At 38.1% G+C, this 16288-nt stretch carries 14 protein-coding genes; 10 read left to right on the top strand and 4 right to left on the bottom strand.

Going from position 1 to position 16288, the window contains the following annotated elements:
• The first annotated feature begins 21 nt into the window (after positions 1–21).
• Positions 22–801 (top strand): glycosyltransferase family 2 protein, encoded by a 780-nt coding sequence (locus tag AC0VYO_RS19860; RefSeq protein ID WP_475368092.1) that lies wholly within the window; start codon positions 22–24, stop codon positions 799–801.
• 39 nt (positions 802–840) lie between these two features.
• Here AC0VYO_RS19860 and AC0VYO_RS19855 read toward each other — a convergent pair whose 3' ends face one another.
• The 4 genes from AC0VYO_RS19855 to AC0VYO_RS19840 form a co-directional block, all read right to left on the bottom strand.
• Positions 841–1824: a glycosyl hydrolase family 28-related protein gene (locus AC0VYO_RS19855; protein WP_475368091.1), complete on the bottom strand. Its 984-nt coding sequence runs from the start codon at positions 1822–1824 to the stop codon at positions 841–843.
• Positions 1825–2314: 490 nt separating this feature from the next.
• Positions 2315–3070, bottom strand: a complete 756-nt coding sequence (gene istB, locus AC0VYO_RS19850; protein ID WP_475368090.1) for an IS21-like element helper ATPase IstB — start codon at positions 3068–3070, stop codon at positions 2315–2317.
• Positions 3067–4605: an IS21 family transposase gene (istA, locus tag AC0VYO_RS19845; protein ID WP_475368089.1), complete on the bottom strand. Its 1539-nt coding sequence runs from the start codon at positions 4603–4605 to the stop codon at positions 3067–3069. Before istA ends, istB begins: the two co-directional genes overlap by 4 nt.
• A 178-nt stretch (positions 4606–4783) precedes the next feature.
• The gene (locus tag AC0VYO_RS19840; RefSeq protein WP_475368088.1) at positions 4784–6142 is read right to left on the bottom strand and encodes an SLC45 family MFS transporter; all 1359 of its coding nucleotides are present in this window, start codon (positions 6140–6142) and stop codon (positions 4784–4786) included.
• 566 nt (positions 6143–6708) lie between these two features.
• Between AC0VYO_RS19840 and AC0VYO_RS19835 the strand changes: the two genes are divergently transcribed.
• From AC0VYO_RS19835 to AC0VYO_RS19795, 9 genes are all read left to right on the top strand, one after another.
• The gene (locus AC0VYO_RS19835; RefSeq protein WP_371017728.1) at positions 6709–7425 is read left to right on the top strand and encodes a GntR family transcriptional regulator; all 717 of its coding nucleotides are present in this window, start codon (positions 6709–6711) and stop codon (positions 7423–7425) included.
• Between the two features lie 180 nt (positions 7426–7605).
• Positions 7606–8784, top strand: coding sequence for an SIS domain-containing protein (locus AC0VYO_RS19830; protein WP_475368087.1), 1179 nt, complete (start codon positions 7606–7608; stop codon positions 8782–8784).
• Positions 8785–8801: 17 nt separating this feature from the next.
• Positions 8802–9968 (top strand): N-acetylglucosamine-6-phosphate deacetylase, encoded by a 1167-nt coding sequence (gene nagA, locus AC0VYO_RS19825; RefSeq protein ID WP_475369079.1) that lies wholly within the window; start codon positions 8802–8804, stop codon positions 9966–9968.
• Positions 9965–10936, top strand: a complete 972-nt coding sequence (locus AC0VYO_RS19820) for a tagatose 1,6-diphosphate aldolase (RefSeq protein ID WP_475368086.1) — start codon at positions 9965–9967, stop codon at positions 10934–10936. Before nagA ends, AC0VYO_RS19820 begins: the two co-directional genes overlap by 4 nt.
• Before the next feature lie 234 nt (positions 10937–11170).
• Positions 11171–11623 carry a PTS sugar transporter subunit IIA gene (locus AC0VYO_RS19815; RefSeq protein ID WP_371017724.1) on the top strand — a complete coding sequence of 151 codons (453 nt, stop codon included), beginning with the start codon at positions 11171–11173 and terminating at the stop codon, positions 11621–11623.
• A 2-nt stretch (positions 11624–11625) separates the two neighbouring features.
• Entirely contained in the window at positions 11626–12360 is a 735-nt protein-coding gene (locus AC0VYO_RS19810) for an SIS domain-containing protein (protein ID WP_371017723.1), read from the top strand.
• Positions 12361–12373: 13 nt separating this feature from the next.
• Positions 12374–12643: a PTS sugar transporter subunit IIB gene (locus AC0VYO_RS19805; RefSeq protein WP_303535063.1), complete on the top strand. Its 270-nt coding sequence runs from the start codon at positions 12374–12376 to the stop codon at positions 12641–12643.
• Positions 12644–12722: 79 nt separating this feature from the next.
• Positions 12723–14093, top strand: a complete 1371-nt coding sequence (locus AC0VYO_RS19800) for a PTS ascorbate transporter subunit IIC (protein ID WP_475368085.1) — start codon at positions 12723–12725, stop codon at positions 14091–14093.
• A 31-nt stretch (positions 14094–14124) separates the two neighbouring features.
• Positions 14125–15498, top strand: coding sequence for a hypothetical protein (locus AC0VYO_RS19795; protein ID WP_475368084.1), 1374 nt, complete (start codon positions 14125–14127; stop codon positions 15496–15498).
• Positions 15499–16288 lie beyond the last annotated feature (790 nt).

Raw genomic sequence — 16288 nt, 5'->3', positions numbered from 1 at the left:
AGTGAGGAAAGGAAGAATAATATGGATAAAAAAAACAAAAATGATAGTCCATTAGTTTCCATTGTCACACCATGTTATAATTCAGCATTTACAATAAAAGAAACGATTGATTCTGTGATATCCCAAACCTATGAAAATTGGGAGCTTATTATTGTTGATGATTGCTCTAAAGATAATTCAACCAATATTATAGTAGATGAACTGGCTCATGAACCAAGAATAAAACTAATAAAAATGAAATCAAATTCCGGAGCTGCCGAAGCAAGAAATATGGCGATTGAAAAAGCAAAAGGAAAATATATTGCGTTTCTGGATAGTGATGATTTATGGCATCCTGAAAAGCTCTATAAGCAAGTGAAATTCATGGAAGAAAATGATTTGTCGTTCTCTTTTACGAACTATAGAATTATAAAAGAAACGGGTGAAAGAACAAATAAAGTTGTTATCGGTCCCAAATCGTTAGATTATTATTATCTACTTAAAAATACTATAATTGGAACTCTTACAGTTATGTTAAATATAGAAAAGATTGGTCCAATAAAAATGGTTGGGAATCTTAATTGCACAGAAGATTTTGCTTTATGGCTCGTCCTCTTAAAGAAAGGTCATAATGCACATCGTCTTAATGAAGAGTTAGCTTATTATAGAAAGTCAAAACAATCTGATTCAGGAAATAAGCTTAAGTCAGCTAAGAAAACTTGGAATACTTATCGGAGAACTCAAAAAATCAGCGTCATTAAAACCGTGTGGTACTTCTCACATTATTCAATTAATGCTTATCGAAAGCATGCTAAATTATGAAAAAAGTTAAGAAGGATATTATCCTTCTTAACTTTTTTATTAATCTATGAGGGAGAACTCGTTCGCTTTACCTTCATTCTGAATTAATTGTGAATTTATATTAAAGTTAATCGTATTATGATTTGTTTTAGGAGTTAGTTTTATAATTGGATTGCTGTGAGCTAATGTTTGTACATCCCATATAACTCCGTCGAATTTGTTTTCTGAACCATCAATATTCAATACTTCGTTCGTTTTTCCGCTTAGCTGAATCTGAAGGTTCGTAAACATATTCCCACTTGATTCATTTGGAACCGTTATCCCGCCTTCAAACACAATGAAATTTTCACATTCTTCTAAGGTAAAGTTTTCAAATCGGTTGCCATTAATCCAACTATAATCGCCATTTCCTGGATCTTTAGTTTGGAGCTTTACCCCTGTTGTAAACCCTGATATAGTAATATTTTTAAAATTAACAAATGATATATAATGGGAAGGTCCACTAGCAGTCAAAAAGAGTGCTGTACCTTTGATTTCACCAGAAGAGTTTAAAATCTTTAGATCGTAAATCTCAGTCGTTTCCCATATTCCATAAAACTGATGTTTTCCATCTAAAGACAGTACACTAGAATCAAAATTTGAGCTAATAATCTCAAGAATGCCTCCACTTATGGAAGCATTCTTTTCTAATTCAATCGCATCAAAATCCCCATTTATCTGTAAACGCGTATTATATCCAAGAGTAAATTTAACTCCTTCTTTAATTAAAATCGTAGAGGAGATGATGTATGATTTGTTATCTTGTAATATAACTTCGGAGACATTCATATTTGCAGTTTTATTAATCGCATTTTGAATCGCTTTCGTATCATCGGATTTTCCATCTCCCTTTGCTCCAAATTCTTCCACTTTAACGTAATTCGAGCTTTTGAAGTTAGTAGTTGTTGTATTATTGAATTTTGTAAATGCGATTATACTGACAACGGTTATTAATAAAATTAGCATTACTACTAAATATTTATTGTTTGTTTTTAAGAACTTCAAAGAGATATCAGCTCCTTATTGTATATGTCTATAATTGAATTATATACCATTTTTTGTTCTTTTTATAGAACGGACGGGTTAATCACACAATTTTTACATATTTACTTTACCGTATTTATTTAAAAGTGTAATTTGTATGGGAAAGTAAATCATATTTTTATTCCGAATACAGATACACACTTCAAACCGAGCCTACATAGATGGTTGGTAGTCCAAACAAATAGTTAAATCAAAGTGAAATTTTTGATAAAAAGAAGCCAGGTAAGCTAATCTTTTTACTAATTAGCTCACCTGACTTTTGCTTGTTATGAAATGGTAGATAATAATACTCTTACTACTTTAAACTTAAGCTTTCCTACTCTGAGTATTGCGGAACGAAAAAGCCACTTGTGCGAAGTTTTGAGCCATCAATTGCGGAGAATGGAGCCAGTGAATGCATAGAAGAGAGCCACCGGGTAAATTTCACTAGTGACTCTCTTCTTTAATATGGTCAACGAGGAGCGACTAAACTATGCCTTTCACGCATTGGTATGTGGCCATCGATTATTATTTTATAAGAGTCATGGACAATCCGGTCAAGAATCGCATCAGCTACCTGGGCTTGTCCGAGTTTGGAATGCCACCCTTCGGGTGAGAACTGGGAACAAAAGATGGTAGAAGTCCGCTTGAGCCTCGCGTCGATAATTTCTAAAACGTGGAGTACTTGATCTTGAGACAGCTCACTCAGGAGCCATTCATCCAATATCAATAAATCAATCGATCTGTACTTTTTAATCAGTTTGCGAAAACTTCCATCTGCCTCATGTTTGGCAACTGCGAGTTCATCCAATAATTCGGGCAATCGGATATATTTCACCTTGTAGAACTGCCGGCAGGCCTGAATGCCGAAAGCATTTGATATCCATGTCTTTCCATTGCCTGAAGCGCCCATAAGTATAATATTATGATGCTTCTGAAGATAGGTGCCGGACGCCAGCTCTAAAATTAACTGCTTATCCAACTTACGGTCAGCGTGATATTCGATCAGTTCAACGGCTGCGCTCGAGTCATCAAATGTTGCTTGTTTAATCAATCGGTCCAGCTTATTCGATCTTCTGCGATCATATTCTGTATCCACCAATAAGTTAAAACGATCATCAAAATCCATGCCTTGGAAGTCTTTATTTTCATTCTGTAGTTGATATAACTCCGCCATTCCACTCATCTTCATGTCCATTAACTTTCGTAAGGTTTCTTGGTTAATCATTTTTTATCCCTCCCAAAATAGTTAGCGCCTCTGGTAAAACCATAGTCCTCTGTTTGCGGTTCTCCAACTAGCTGTTTGTTCACTTGCTTTTTCTTCTGCCTCTCCAAGATACTTTTAAGAACGGCAACAGTGGGATGGGAGGATATCTCCAGTAAGGTCTTGGTCGCTTCCTCAAGCTCAGATTCCGTTCTTTTAGAGGCTGTACTTCTCAACCCGTTCAATATATTCAAAGCTTTCTTTTCGACATTTGTTTTCAAGATATTTTCAACTAGTCGTTCCGTATTCGGTCCGACAGTCCTTGCCCATTTCCGGTTGTTTTCTGGATTGTGATCGAGATAAAGCCGATGGTGGTCTGGCATGTGATCCGGATTTGTGGCATATGAATCTTCTGTTTTTTGTTTACGTGGATGGGATGCAATCCGCACATCTTTAAAGTACAATTCAATTACATCCGCAGTGATTCGGACATAGACATCCTCGCGGACGTATTCATAGGGGGCGGAATAGAACTTATAGTCCACTTGAACGTGGTAGTTCGGTTGAACTTTGGCAGTCGTCCATTCCGTCATCTTGAACCGTGTTGGAGGTAGAGGATGAAGGTGGCTCTTCTCCTCTTCTTCAAACACTTTGGACCTAGAACCCTCGCGCTTTTGGAAATTCATCGTATTGATTTCTTCCAGCTTTTCAAAGATTCGTGCATTTAAATCCTCTAGATGAAAACACTGATAGTTTCGTAGTGATGCAATGATCTGCCTTGATATGTATCCGACAGTTCCTTCTACACTCGCTTTGTCTTTCGGCTTTCTGACGCGACTGGACACCACAACCGCCCGGTAGTAATCGGCTAATTCCCGGTAAGCTTCATTGATCATTGGATCGCCCCGATGGGGCTTAGTCACGCCCGTCTTCAAATTATCAGGTACCAAAGCCTCGGTAACGCCTCCAAAATATTCGAATGCATGAATATGTGCACGCAGCCAGGAAGTTGATTTCATATCAAGAAATGCCTCTACATAACTCAACTGACTATAGGGAAGGGTTGCAATGAATACATACGCTGGTATAAACTCGCCGGTCGAATTATCTATGATCTTAAGCGTCGTTCCTGCCCAGTCCACCTCTAAGATCTCGCCTGGCTTTCTTCTGATTGGCATGGTTAGCTTATGCTTCTTTGCGAAGTTCCCATATTTTTTAGCGAATGTTCGATAGGCATAAGGGACTTTTCCATCTTCTCTAGCTGTACTGGCATATTCGTTATGCAGAAGCGTCAGGGTGACATTTTTCTTTTGAAGTTCTTTGTGAACCCACTCAAAATCAACGGGGCAGTATCCCTTTTCAATAGCTTGTTTCTCAGGGAACAAGTAAGTCCCAAGCCACTGATTATTCATGGAATCCTCTAACTCCCTTAACCCTCTTTCTTTAGCCCGCTGGATAACTTCAGCAATAGTATTTCGCGAGTGGCCGGTGCTGGAACTGATCGTCCTCTGGCTTATACCATCGAACTCCATCCCCAGAATCTTCCGATAATTAACCATAAAAAAATCCTCCTTCTACACAAGTGTCATGCTTTTTAAGCATGTTACTTAAGTATACCGGAGGTATTTATCGTGAAAATATGTTTTTGGCTCTATATTACGCATACGGTGGCTCAATCTTCCGCAATTGGTGGTTTAATTTTGCGCATAAGTGGCTCATTTATTATGCAATATTCATCTACTCCGCATAAGTCTCCTTAATAACCGGTACAGACAACGCCCCAACCACAAGTAACACACCTGAAAGCAAGATCATAAACGGCATAGAAGATCCGATCAGCGGGAACAGCACAAAGCTTAAGCATGAAGCAATGATTTGCGGTAAACAAATGCTACCGTTAAATAACCCAAGATATGTACCCATGTTCTTCCCTTTCAACGCGTTCGTTAAGATCGTGAATGGGAAGGTCATCATTGCGGCCCAAGCGATTCCGATTAACGTAAAGGAAATAACGAGTGCCCACTGATTGTGCACGAAGAAGACAGATCCAAATCCGATTCCACCTAACAATAAGCTCATGGAGTAATAAGATTTTCGTGAGTTGTTTGGAATTCTGGATAACGCGAGAGACCAGAGTACGGCGCCAATCGACTGAACGGCTGTTAAAATCCCAAACCAGTTCCCGGCATCTTGATAAGCTGCGCTAGAAGGGTCGCTCGTATTCCAAACATTTAACGCAATGGCACCGGTGCCATACGTCCACAAGTATTGAAAACCCATCCAGCAGAATAATTGAACGAGTGTAACGGTCCAAAACACTTTTGGAGCGCTTCCAAGTAATTTGAAAATGTTTACCTTTTCTTTCGTCGATTTTTTCGAAATGCCGTGATAAACTGCGTACTCATCTGGAGTATACTCTTTTACTTTCCATACCGTTATCAGACTACAGATGATGAGAACTCCTGCACCAACATAAAATGAAAGGACTACAGATTGTGGTACAACGCCTTTTGGGGCGCTGTTTGAAACGCCGATAATCGTTAATAGAAACGGGAAAATACTAGCTAACACAGCACCACTATTTGATAAAAAGCTTTGGATCGAATACGCAAATCCTTTTTGTTCTTTGTTCACCATGTCCCCAACCATCATCTTAAATGGCTGCATCGCCATGTTTGATGAAACATCCATAAATAGAATGGCGATGGCTCCAAACGTCATAGCTGTGACTGCAGTAAACCCGAAACTACCCGAATTGGGCAAGAGACACATGACAATGACAGCAACTACAGCTCCAACGAGTAGATAAGGAATTCGTCGGCCAAGCCCTGGAATCCAGGTCCTATCGGAAAAATATCCAACTAAAGGTTGAACAACTAATCCAGCGAGCGGCGGTAGGATAAAGAATAAACCGAGATTATGAGGATCTGCTCCTAAGGTTTGGAAAATGCGTCCCATATTCGCGCTTTGTAATGAAAAGGCCATCTGAACCCCTAAAAATCCGAAGCTAATTAACCAGATTGTTGTGAGAGGTAGAGCGGGTAATTCTTTTTGATATCGTTTTTCATTCGTTGTGGCAACTCGTTCTTTAAGCATAATTCCCTCCAGAAATTAATGATTAGGTTTTCTCATCAATGTGCAATCGCTTGCACATTGATGAGAAAATAAAAGCTGTTACCGCATGGCGATCAGCATTCTATTAAAGAAGCGATTAGAGCGTTCAACAATAACAGTTGACTCTTAAACTAGCCCCTTTATGTGCTATATAAAAGATATGTAAGACTTTCGAAAATCTGAAAGAATACCAAATAATGTTTCGTTTGAATAGTATATACTATATGACACCGTTTACGCAACCGCTTGCACATGTTTGGTTGAGGAGATGAAACAGTAGGAAAGGTTAAATCGCGCGATATCATCATTGAATATGTTTTTCTTTAGAATAAGTCCAGTGGGTTAAGGTAATAGAAACTAATAGAAGATGATTTCTTCCATACATATATTTTACTGAATTCTGATTTTCAACATAGCTATATGACGGTTTTGCTTAAGAATAGCGAACCGGTGTTTAAAATTATTCCTTTACCTTTATGTATAAAAAGGTTAGAATAAACTTAACTGGTAATAACCACTTACCTAAAATTCAAAATAGGAGATAAAATGTGAATAGGCAAAAGAGAATTCCTTTATATTTACAGCTAATGGATGACATTATAAAGAAAATTGAACTTCAAAAGTATCGAGAACAAGAAAAGTTGCCATCTGAAAGGGAACTTTGTGAAATGTATGGAATGAGTCGTATTACTGTGAGACAAGCGATGCAAGAGCTTGAGAGTGAGGGCTTTATTTATAAGCAGCATGGAAAAGGTACTTTTGTAGCTCCTAAATCTTATAGTCAAAACTTGGTGAAATTATATAGTTTTACAGAAGAAATGAGAAAGATAGGCAAAATCCCAACAAGCAAGGTTCTATCATTTGAGATAATGAAAATAGAAGGCGATATTGGAAATAAGATAGGGTTAGAAAAAGATGAAGAAGTTTATAAAGTTGTTCGACTTCGATTAGCTGATGAAGAACCCTTGATGTATGAAACTTCGTATATGCCGGTATCGAAATTCCCTGGGCTAACTCAAGAAACCCTGGATACTTTACCAATGTATGAAGTGTTCTACAATGATTATGGTGTATTAGTAAATAAAGCGGTTGAAAGTTTTTCTCCAACTTTGATAAGAGAAGATGAGGCAGAAAGTCTACAAACAACTACCCAGCAAACTGCTATGTTGATAAAGAGGTTTGCTTATTCCAATGAAGAAATTGTAGAGTACACCGTCACTGTTGCTAGAGGAGACAAATTTGAATATACGATTGAGTTAACATGAAACGATCTCCACTGATAGCTCTTTCCCTTACGCTAATGAAGGGTTCCCGTGTGATGCCCAATTATAGTAATTGAATGTAAATTGCGTAATTGGTCATCACAGGTGTAATTGAGCTAACGTTCATTATACTTTTTACTCAAACTGGTTATGACGACATTACCAAATTTGGAGGTAAGGAAAATGTTCAATCTATCTAAAGATGATGTTTATGAAAAGGGGGCTTTACATACAGCTACGGAAATTTATCATCAACCCGAAGTATGGAGAGAACTGATCATTTCTTTGAAAGATACCCAGCCTGCTTTCAGTAACTTTATGGAAGGAATTAACAAGGAGCATAAACGAATTGATTTTATTTTAACGGGCGCAGGAACTTCTGCCTATGTGGCAGAAACAGTCGCTCCAGTACTCAATAAGTGGAGCAACAAGAATATGGTTTTTAATGCCATACCAACGACTGATATAGTTTCGAACCCGAGTGAATTCTTATCTCCTGAAACAACAACCGTTATGGTTTCTTTTGCACGGTCTGGGAATAGTCCTGAAAGCAAAGCTGCTGTGTCATTAGGTCAGCAATTAGTAAAAGACTTTTATCAAGTAGTGATTACGTGCAATCAGGATGGTCAGCTTGCGAAAAATGTCGAGTATGATGAAAAAGGTTTCACTGTGCTTATGCCAGAAAAAGCTAATGATAAATCGTTAGCGATGACAAGTAGCTTTACATCTATGCTGCTGGCAGCTTATGAACTGTTTATACCAGAACAAGGGAAGGACCTTGAAACAGGTCGATTGATCGAAGCAGGTGATAAGCTCCTTAAACAAGTAGACAATGTCGTAAACACGATTCTTAGAAATCACTTTGAACGTGTCATATACCTTGGTTCAGGTATTCTAGGTAAGTTGGCTCAGGAGGCCTCCCTAAAAATGCTTGAGTTAACTGGAGGGCGAGTGATTGCTCTTCATGAATCTACTCTAGGTTTTCGTCATGGGCCGAAATCAGTATTGAATAAAAATTCCATAGTTATTGTTTTTGTTTCACAAGATGAGTATACAAGGAAATACGATCTTGATATGATCCGCCAGCTTCAAGAGGAGAAAGCCTGTTCTATGGTTGTTGCTTTATCAATTCAAGCTGATAACGAGATAGAAGAACTGGCCGATTTAGCTTTCTTCCTTCAAGAAAATGAAGGGAAAGAAGCAAGTGATTTTCTTTCTGCTCTCACGTACATTCTATTTGCTCAAACGCTTGCGATGAAAAAATCAATTCAGTTAGGTATTACTCCGGATAATCCTAGTCCAACAGGTGCGATTAACCGAGTGGTACAAGGGGTGACCATTTACAAGTATGAGGATGAGTAAGTAAGGAATTGGAGGTGATGAAATTGCGCTATTTCATTAAAGCAGATCACTTTTTACTTGAAAATAAAGTAGTTGATAAAGGATATTTACTGATTGAAAACGGAATCTTTTCTTCCATAGTTCATGAGGTGTCTTCGGAAGACAATGTCGTAGATTGGTCTGGATTTTCAGTTGCTCCAGGTTTGTTTGATACCCATATCCATGGAATCGATGGTTATGACATTATGGATGGAACTGAAGAAGCATTGGAGAAAATTTCTCTATCATTGGCTGCCCGGGGGGTCACCCGTTTTCTACCTACTACGCTGACATCTTCTTCTGAAGATTTGAATAAGGCAATAATGGCAGTGAAGAGTATGGTTCAACAGGGATTACCAGGTGCTCAATCAGAAGGAATATTTCTAGAAGGACCGTATTTTACGGAAACCCATAAAGGTGCACAAAATGAAAAGTACTTCAAAGACCCTTCTTTAGAAGAATTTAACGAATGGCAGAAACTTGCAGATGGAATGATTAGGAAGATTGCGTTAGCACCCGAAAGAACAGGCACGCAGGAGTTTATCCGAAGCGTCAAACGCTCTGGTGTTCAAGTGAGTATTGCTCATACTGATGCAGGTTACGTTTGTTGTGAAGAGGCCATTGAGAATGGAGCAAATAATTTCGTTCATTTATACAATGGGATGAAAGGGATGCATCATAGAGAACCAGGTACAGTCGGTTCTGCGCTAAGATCAAAAAACTCATTTGTTGAAATCATTTGTGATGGGTTACACGTCCACCCAGAAGTTGCAGCGTTAACTTATCAATTAAAACAAGATCGTCTCATGCTTATTACAGATTGCATGCGAGCAGGTGGGATGCCTGATGGGGAATATACATTAGGAGAGTTTCCAGTTGCAATAACAGATGGAGTCGCGCGTACTGAAACAGGATCTCTCGCTGGTAGTACTCTTGAACTGATCGATGGCATTAAGAATTTGTGTGAGTGGACAAAAGAAGAATTAACAGATATCTGGCATTTAGCTTCTTTAACTCCGGCGAAAAGTTTAGGTTTGGAAAGTAAGTTTGGCAGTATTGCGGAAGGAAAAAAAGCTGACTATGTCGTACTTAATTCAAATTTAGAAGTAGAGTGCACTGCTGTTAATGGTAAAGTTATTTACTCTCGAGAATCGAAAGGGGAATGACATTGAATAGTGTTGTAAAACAAAATCGTCTCAATAGATTAATGAACGATCATGGGTTTTTTAGTGCTCTGGCTATTGATCAAAGAGGGGCTTTGAAACGCATGATGGGAGAAGATACTGCTAAAGAGGAAATTGAAGCGTACAAATCGCTTGTCTCTTACCAATTGACTCCACACGCATCAGCAATTCTATTAGATCCAGAGTATGGATGGCCAGCAGTTGAAAAGAAAAATGAAGAATGTGGCCTTCTAGTTGCTTATGAAAAAACAGGCTATGATACTGATGAACCAGGTCGTATGCCAAGCTTACTTCCTGAATGGTCTGTTAGAAGACTAGTAGAAAAAGGTGCGGATGGCATTAAGGTTTTGCTCTACCACGATGCTGATGGAGCTCCAGAAATTAATGAAAAGAAAGATGTTTTTATTGAAAGAATTGCTTCTGAATGTGTTGCTGAGGAAATTCCATTTTTTCTTGAAATTCTTACTTATGACGAAAAAATTGATGACATGAAGGGCCCAGAATATGCCGAAATAAGACCTAGGAAAGTTATCTCATCGATGAAACATTTTTCTGAAGAACGCTTTCGTGCAGATGTTTTGAAGGTCGAGGTCCCGGTCAATATGAATTATGTAGAAGGGTATACAAAAGAAGATGCAGTTTACTCGAAAGAAGAAGCGGCTGAATATTTTAGGGAGCAAAGTTACGCTACTCCACTTCCTTTTATTTTCTTAAGCGGAGGTGTTAGTGCAGAACTTTTTCAAGAAACGTTGAAATTTGCTAAACACTCAGGTGCAGAGTTTCACGGCGTTCTTTGTGGACGAGCAACATGGAGTGGTTCTGCGTATGAATATAAACAGTCAGGGCAAGAAACAGCTGAACAATGGTTAGCGACGGAAGGCAAGCGCAATATAATGGCTCTCAATGATGTTTTAAAAGAAACGGCTGCTTCGTGTAAAGAATACATCTAATGAATTGAATCGGGATAGTGAGCATCAATCAATCTTAGGATCAGACAATTGATGAAAATTCCTGTGACATTACGTAACGAAAACTACGTGGTTCATTAATCTGTATGGTACTATTTTTAGCTATAAGGAGGAAATATTTGCTTCTAAGGGTTTTTTAAAGATCAACTGGTTATGACGACATAACTAGTTGGTGTTTATTAAGTAAATTTGAGAAGGATAGGAGAGAAGAGAATCATGATAACGACTATGTTAAATACTTCAACGATTAGGTTAAATGAACAAGTAGCCGACTGGGAAGAGGCAGCAAACAAAGCAGGGAATTTATTACTTGAAAATGATTCTATTAACAAAGGTTACATTGATAGTATGGTTCAATCTGTTCATGAATTTGGTCCCTACATAGTCATTGCACCAGGGATTGCATTGTTTCATGCTCGTCCAGAATCAAACGTAAAAGAAATTTGCTTGAGTATGATGACTCTTGAGAACCCTATTGAATTTGGAGCAGGTGACAAGGATCCTGTAGATTTGATCTTTGCATTCGGCGCTCTCGATCATGACTCTCATTTGCAATTAATGGCTGAATTAATGAAAGTTCTGCAAGATGGAGAACTCCTTGATTCAATTAGGAATGATAACGATGTTGAACATGTTCTAACAATGATACAAACCAAAGTGGAGGGATAACCATGTTGTACAAACAATTTTTTGGCAATATCGAAAAAATGCTACGTCAGGTTTCTGAGGTAGAAGAAGAGAATATTATTCAAGCGGTGCAAATAATTAAGGAATCGATTAAAGAAGATGGCGTGCTTCATGTCTTTGGATGTGGACATTCCCAAATGTATGCGATGGAGTTGTTTTATCGGGCAGGAGGATTAGTACCAGTAAATGCTGTCTTAGCTCCTTCTCTCTCACTTGAACCATCTGCCCCGATTAGTACATTTTCAGAACGACAGGAGGGCCTTGCTAAAGTGATTTTGGACAAAGAAAATGTCCATCCTCAGGACGTAATGCTCATTGTTTCTACTTCTGGAAGGAATGCAGTTCCAATTGAAATGGCGATCGAAGCAAAAAAGAAAGGTATGAAAGTTATTGCCCTTACTTCCCTTGATTTCTCTAAAGAAGTGAAATCGAGGCATCATAGCGGAGAAAAATTATTCGATAAAGCAGATGTTGTTCTAGACAATCATGGTGAACCCGGAGACGCCATAATGGAAACGGAAGGGTTAGAATCTAAATTCGGTTCAACTTCTTCGATTATTGGGTTTACGATTTTACAATCCATTATCGTGCAGGTGATTGAGGATTTAGTAAAAGATGGAGTTGAACCACCGATTTATGTTAGCTCAAACCTTGATAAAGGTGATCAAATTAATAAAGAATTTATCCAAAAATATCGTGATAGACTAACATGCTTATAATGGAGGAGATCAAATGGAAATTTTAACTGTATGCGGAATGGGATTTGGTACGAGTTTAATGTTGAAAATGACGGTGGATGACATTCTAGCAGAAGAAGGGGTTAAAGCTGAGGTTAGTGCGCTGGATGCAGGGTCAGCCAAAGGGAGATCAGCAGACTTAATTATGGCCTCTGCAGACTTAGACTCTGCACTAGAAAGCGTCGATGTTCCCAAAATATATATTCATAATTTAACAGATACGGACGAAATTAAAGAGAAATTACTTCAATATTTGAATAAATAGTGAATGATAAGTGCATCTAGGCGTATGTCTAGGTGTACTTGTAATGATTTAAGGCCGTCAACGAAAGGGAGTGTGCAAATTGTTAAAAGCCATTGCTGAGATACTAACGGTTCCAGCGATTACGTTGGGCTTAGTTGCTTTATTAGGTCTCTTGCTTCAAAGAAAAGAATTTACTGAAGTTATTAAAGGTACAACGAAAACAATATTAGGGATATTAATATTAGGTGCTGGTTCCTCCTTAATTGTCACGAATCTTGTCCCCTTTGCCACGATGTTTGAGGAAGCCTTCAATTTAACAGGAGTTGTTCCAGTAGATGAGGCCGTTATTGCAGCTTTAGTAGATTCAGTAGCTGCAATTGGTAGAATGACTTCTTTCATCTTACTGTTTGGTTTTATAACCAACCTTCTTTTAGCTCGTCTCTCCCCATTTAAATACATCTTTTTGACAGGTCATATGATGTGGATTCTCGCCGGTTCACTTGCATGGGCTTTTCACGACTTAGGAGTATCTGAGACGAACGGCATCATTTTTGGATCCATCATCCACGGTATGGTATTAGTACTGCTACCTGCAATAGCTCAGCCTGTTGTTAGAAAAATAACAGGAAACGACAAGGTCGCTTATGGTCATTTAACGACTACTGGAGTAGTTCTTTCTGCTTGGATTGGTAAACTATTCGGAGATAAAAAGAAAAATAGTGAAGAGATGAAGATGCCCGAGAAGTTGAATTTCTTTAAGGATACAGCGGTATCGATTTCACTAATAATGTTTTTAATTTATATTATTACTGCACTATTTGCTGGACCGGAAGTGGTGGAACCATTTTCAGACGGTCAAAATTATTTAGTGTTCAGTACATTGAACTCTCTTGGATTTGCAGCTGGCGTACTCGTTCTTCTTCAAGGGGTACGAATGTTTCTAGGCGAAATCGTCCCGGCCTTTCGTGGTATTGCCCTTAAGGTTGTGCCAGGGGCGAAGCCAGCGCTTGATGTTCCGATATTCTTTCCATACGCGCCTAATGCGCTTATGCTAGGGTTTATTTTCTCTATTATTGGAATGGTAGTTGGTATGCTTCTCTCTACGCTATTCGGTACGATTGTGCCATTACCGTCTATTATTGGAGGCTTTTTCACAGGGGGGATGGCAGGAATATTTGGGAATGCTTTGGGGGGAAGACGCGGAGCTATGATTTCTGGAGCTGTCTATGGCATTATTTTAACAGTTCCAGTCGCTTTGTTCTATCCACTCTTTGGATTACAAGTTTATGGTGTTGAAGGACTAGCTCTGTTAGTACCCGATGTGATCATTGTAATGGGGCTAATGAAACTCTTTTTTGTCTTAAACATTCCACTTGTTGGCTTTGGTTTGGCTGTGTTAGCTTTCATTATTTGCAGTGTACTTTATAAGAAGAAAGCGGTCGAGCCAATTAATAAGACCGAAAGTATGTGATTACATTCAAGCAAGGAGGTATTCTAAGATAATGAAGGGTTTAACAATAAAAATTGGTATGTTATGCATGTTAAGTTTCGCCGTATTTATAGGACAAGGAGATTTGGCTCTGGCCCAAAGCGATAATGCTAATCTCCATAAAGATTGGAAGTTGAAATACCACGAGAATTTTAATCGAAGTTTGTTGATTGACGAGGCTCCATGGATTATCGATGATTATGGTGACCAAAGCCCTTGGAACGTGGATCATCTGGACGATGATGGAGAATTTTATCAAATTAAGGGAGGAGAAAATTTCGAGGAGCAACTTAGTAGTTTTAACTTACTAAGAAAACGAGTGGATTTTGGTAAGGATGGTTGGCTTACGGCCGAAGTTGCGACAAGAGATTATAATAAAGACGGAACGCCAGATACAGAAGCTTCCTTTAAAAATGTGAAATTAGATAAAGGGAAGCATGCGGCTGAATTATCAACAAGCTTTGATTCAGGATTAATTATTCGTTCGACTGAAGAGCTTCCATCCGAATACCGAGTTGAGTATGTCCTTAGAGGTATTGATTTTGGAGGGAAAAGAGACGGATCATTCGATTATGATGGTAAGCATAATGGCTATACATTAGATGAACGAAAATCGAATTTCCCGTGGAAGCGTAGCGGTGATTTTTCAGGTGAACCTTCTCATCAAAATCAGAATTTTGGAGAAGTGACGAAAGAAAATGGCTACTACTTCCTTTCAATCATGGATTATGCAAACCCGGCTCCACATAACAATGTGTTTATTCATAATCATAGAAAAGTCGGTATGGATGCCTATAACGTGAGTGGCTCATGGGCGAGCAGTTATGGCGTTTGTAATTCAGATACAGGTGATTTATATAGCCAAACTAGTGAAGAGAGCTCCAATAATGCAATCAATAGTATTTTCTTTGCTGGAGATACGTTCCGTGATCCATCTATTGGTTATAACTCCTTTATGTTTGAAACAGATTGTGGTTCTTTCTCAGACAAGGATTCTCCTTATTCGATCGTATCGAATGCGGAAATACAGCCTGAGTTAATGCCAGAAGAATCCTATAAATTTGCCATTGAACGGAATGAAACTGGATATGTAATGGAGATGACAGGGAACTTTAAGTATAGTGGGTACAAAACACTGCGCTATGAAAGAGATTTTGTTGAAGATGATAGACCAATTTGGCACTATAATAACTCACCGGAAGAATATGATGGTGAGTATAATTCTTCATTGACGTTTACTGGTCCATATGGCAGTTATTCAGTAGAGCAATGGCCGGATGATTCAGCTTATCCTGATTACTTTATACTTGGGATTCCTCATCTCAACTACTATGAGGGATCTGCGGTAATTGATGATATTAAACTTTATGTACCTAAAGAAGGTTAGATTTGATAAATAAACTTAGTGGATACATGAATTAAGAGGTTTTATAAACCTTCTATAACCCCTGAGCTGTGGGAAAACACAGTCCAGGGGTTATTTTATTCAATTGAATCAAAGGTTTGACTGAATAAGAATCAATAATTCAAAGTGGATCTCTATGCTAGTAATGAGATCTGGAAAATCATTGTGAATTTCAAAAAAAGTTTTTCTTTATGAAGATGGAAGAGCGTTTGCCTGGTTAATTTCTCGAAGAACACCTGAGATTCTAATGCCATAGCTTTAAATTTGCCTAACTTTTAATCCATTTCAAAAAGGAGATCCTCGATATAATAAGAAATTTATTTTATCAAATCTCGAGTAAGCGGAAAATTTACAAGCCATTACCTTCTTATTATTCCGAATATTAGTGAGTTAACCAATGGATGTGGGTGAGAAGTTTGAACTATGTAAACTTTTGAGCCTAATGAAAAGAAGTAGTTATCTTTCAATTATTAAAATTTGTTTTATATTTGGTGAGAATGGATGAGTAAAGTCTCACAGAAACCGTATTATTCATTAATCTCTATGTAAAACGACCTATTACACTAAACATCTACTAGTTCAAACGTTTCGTTTTAAAAGTAATCCAAAGGAGTGTAGGTGAAAAAACTAGAAATCCTTAGTTATAGACTTTTTAATCCAGAGGAGGAATCTGATGAGAGTGAAAGAAAATGAATTTATTGTGTAGCGAGTTTGTTGTTTTCAACTGATACATAACTTTGTAAACGGGAACAAAATGAGTCGATTATAATTT

It is taken from the genome of Anaerobacillus sp. 63XJN7_4_ISO-PGPR-S23-413 (assembly GCF_056173725.1).
Note: the sequence above shows the minus strand (reverse complement) of the source record. Positions and strands in the feature narration are given on the sequence as shown.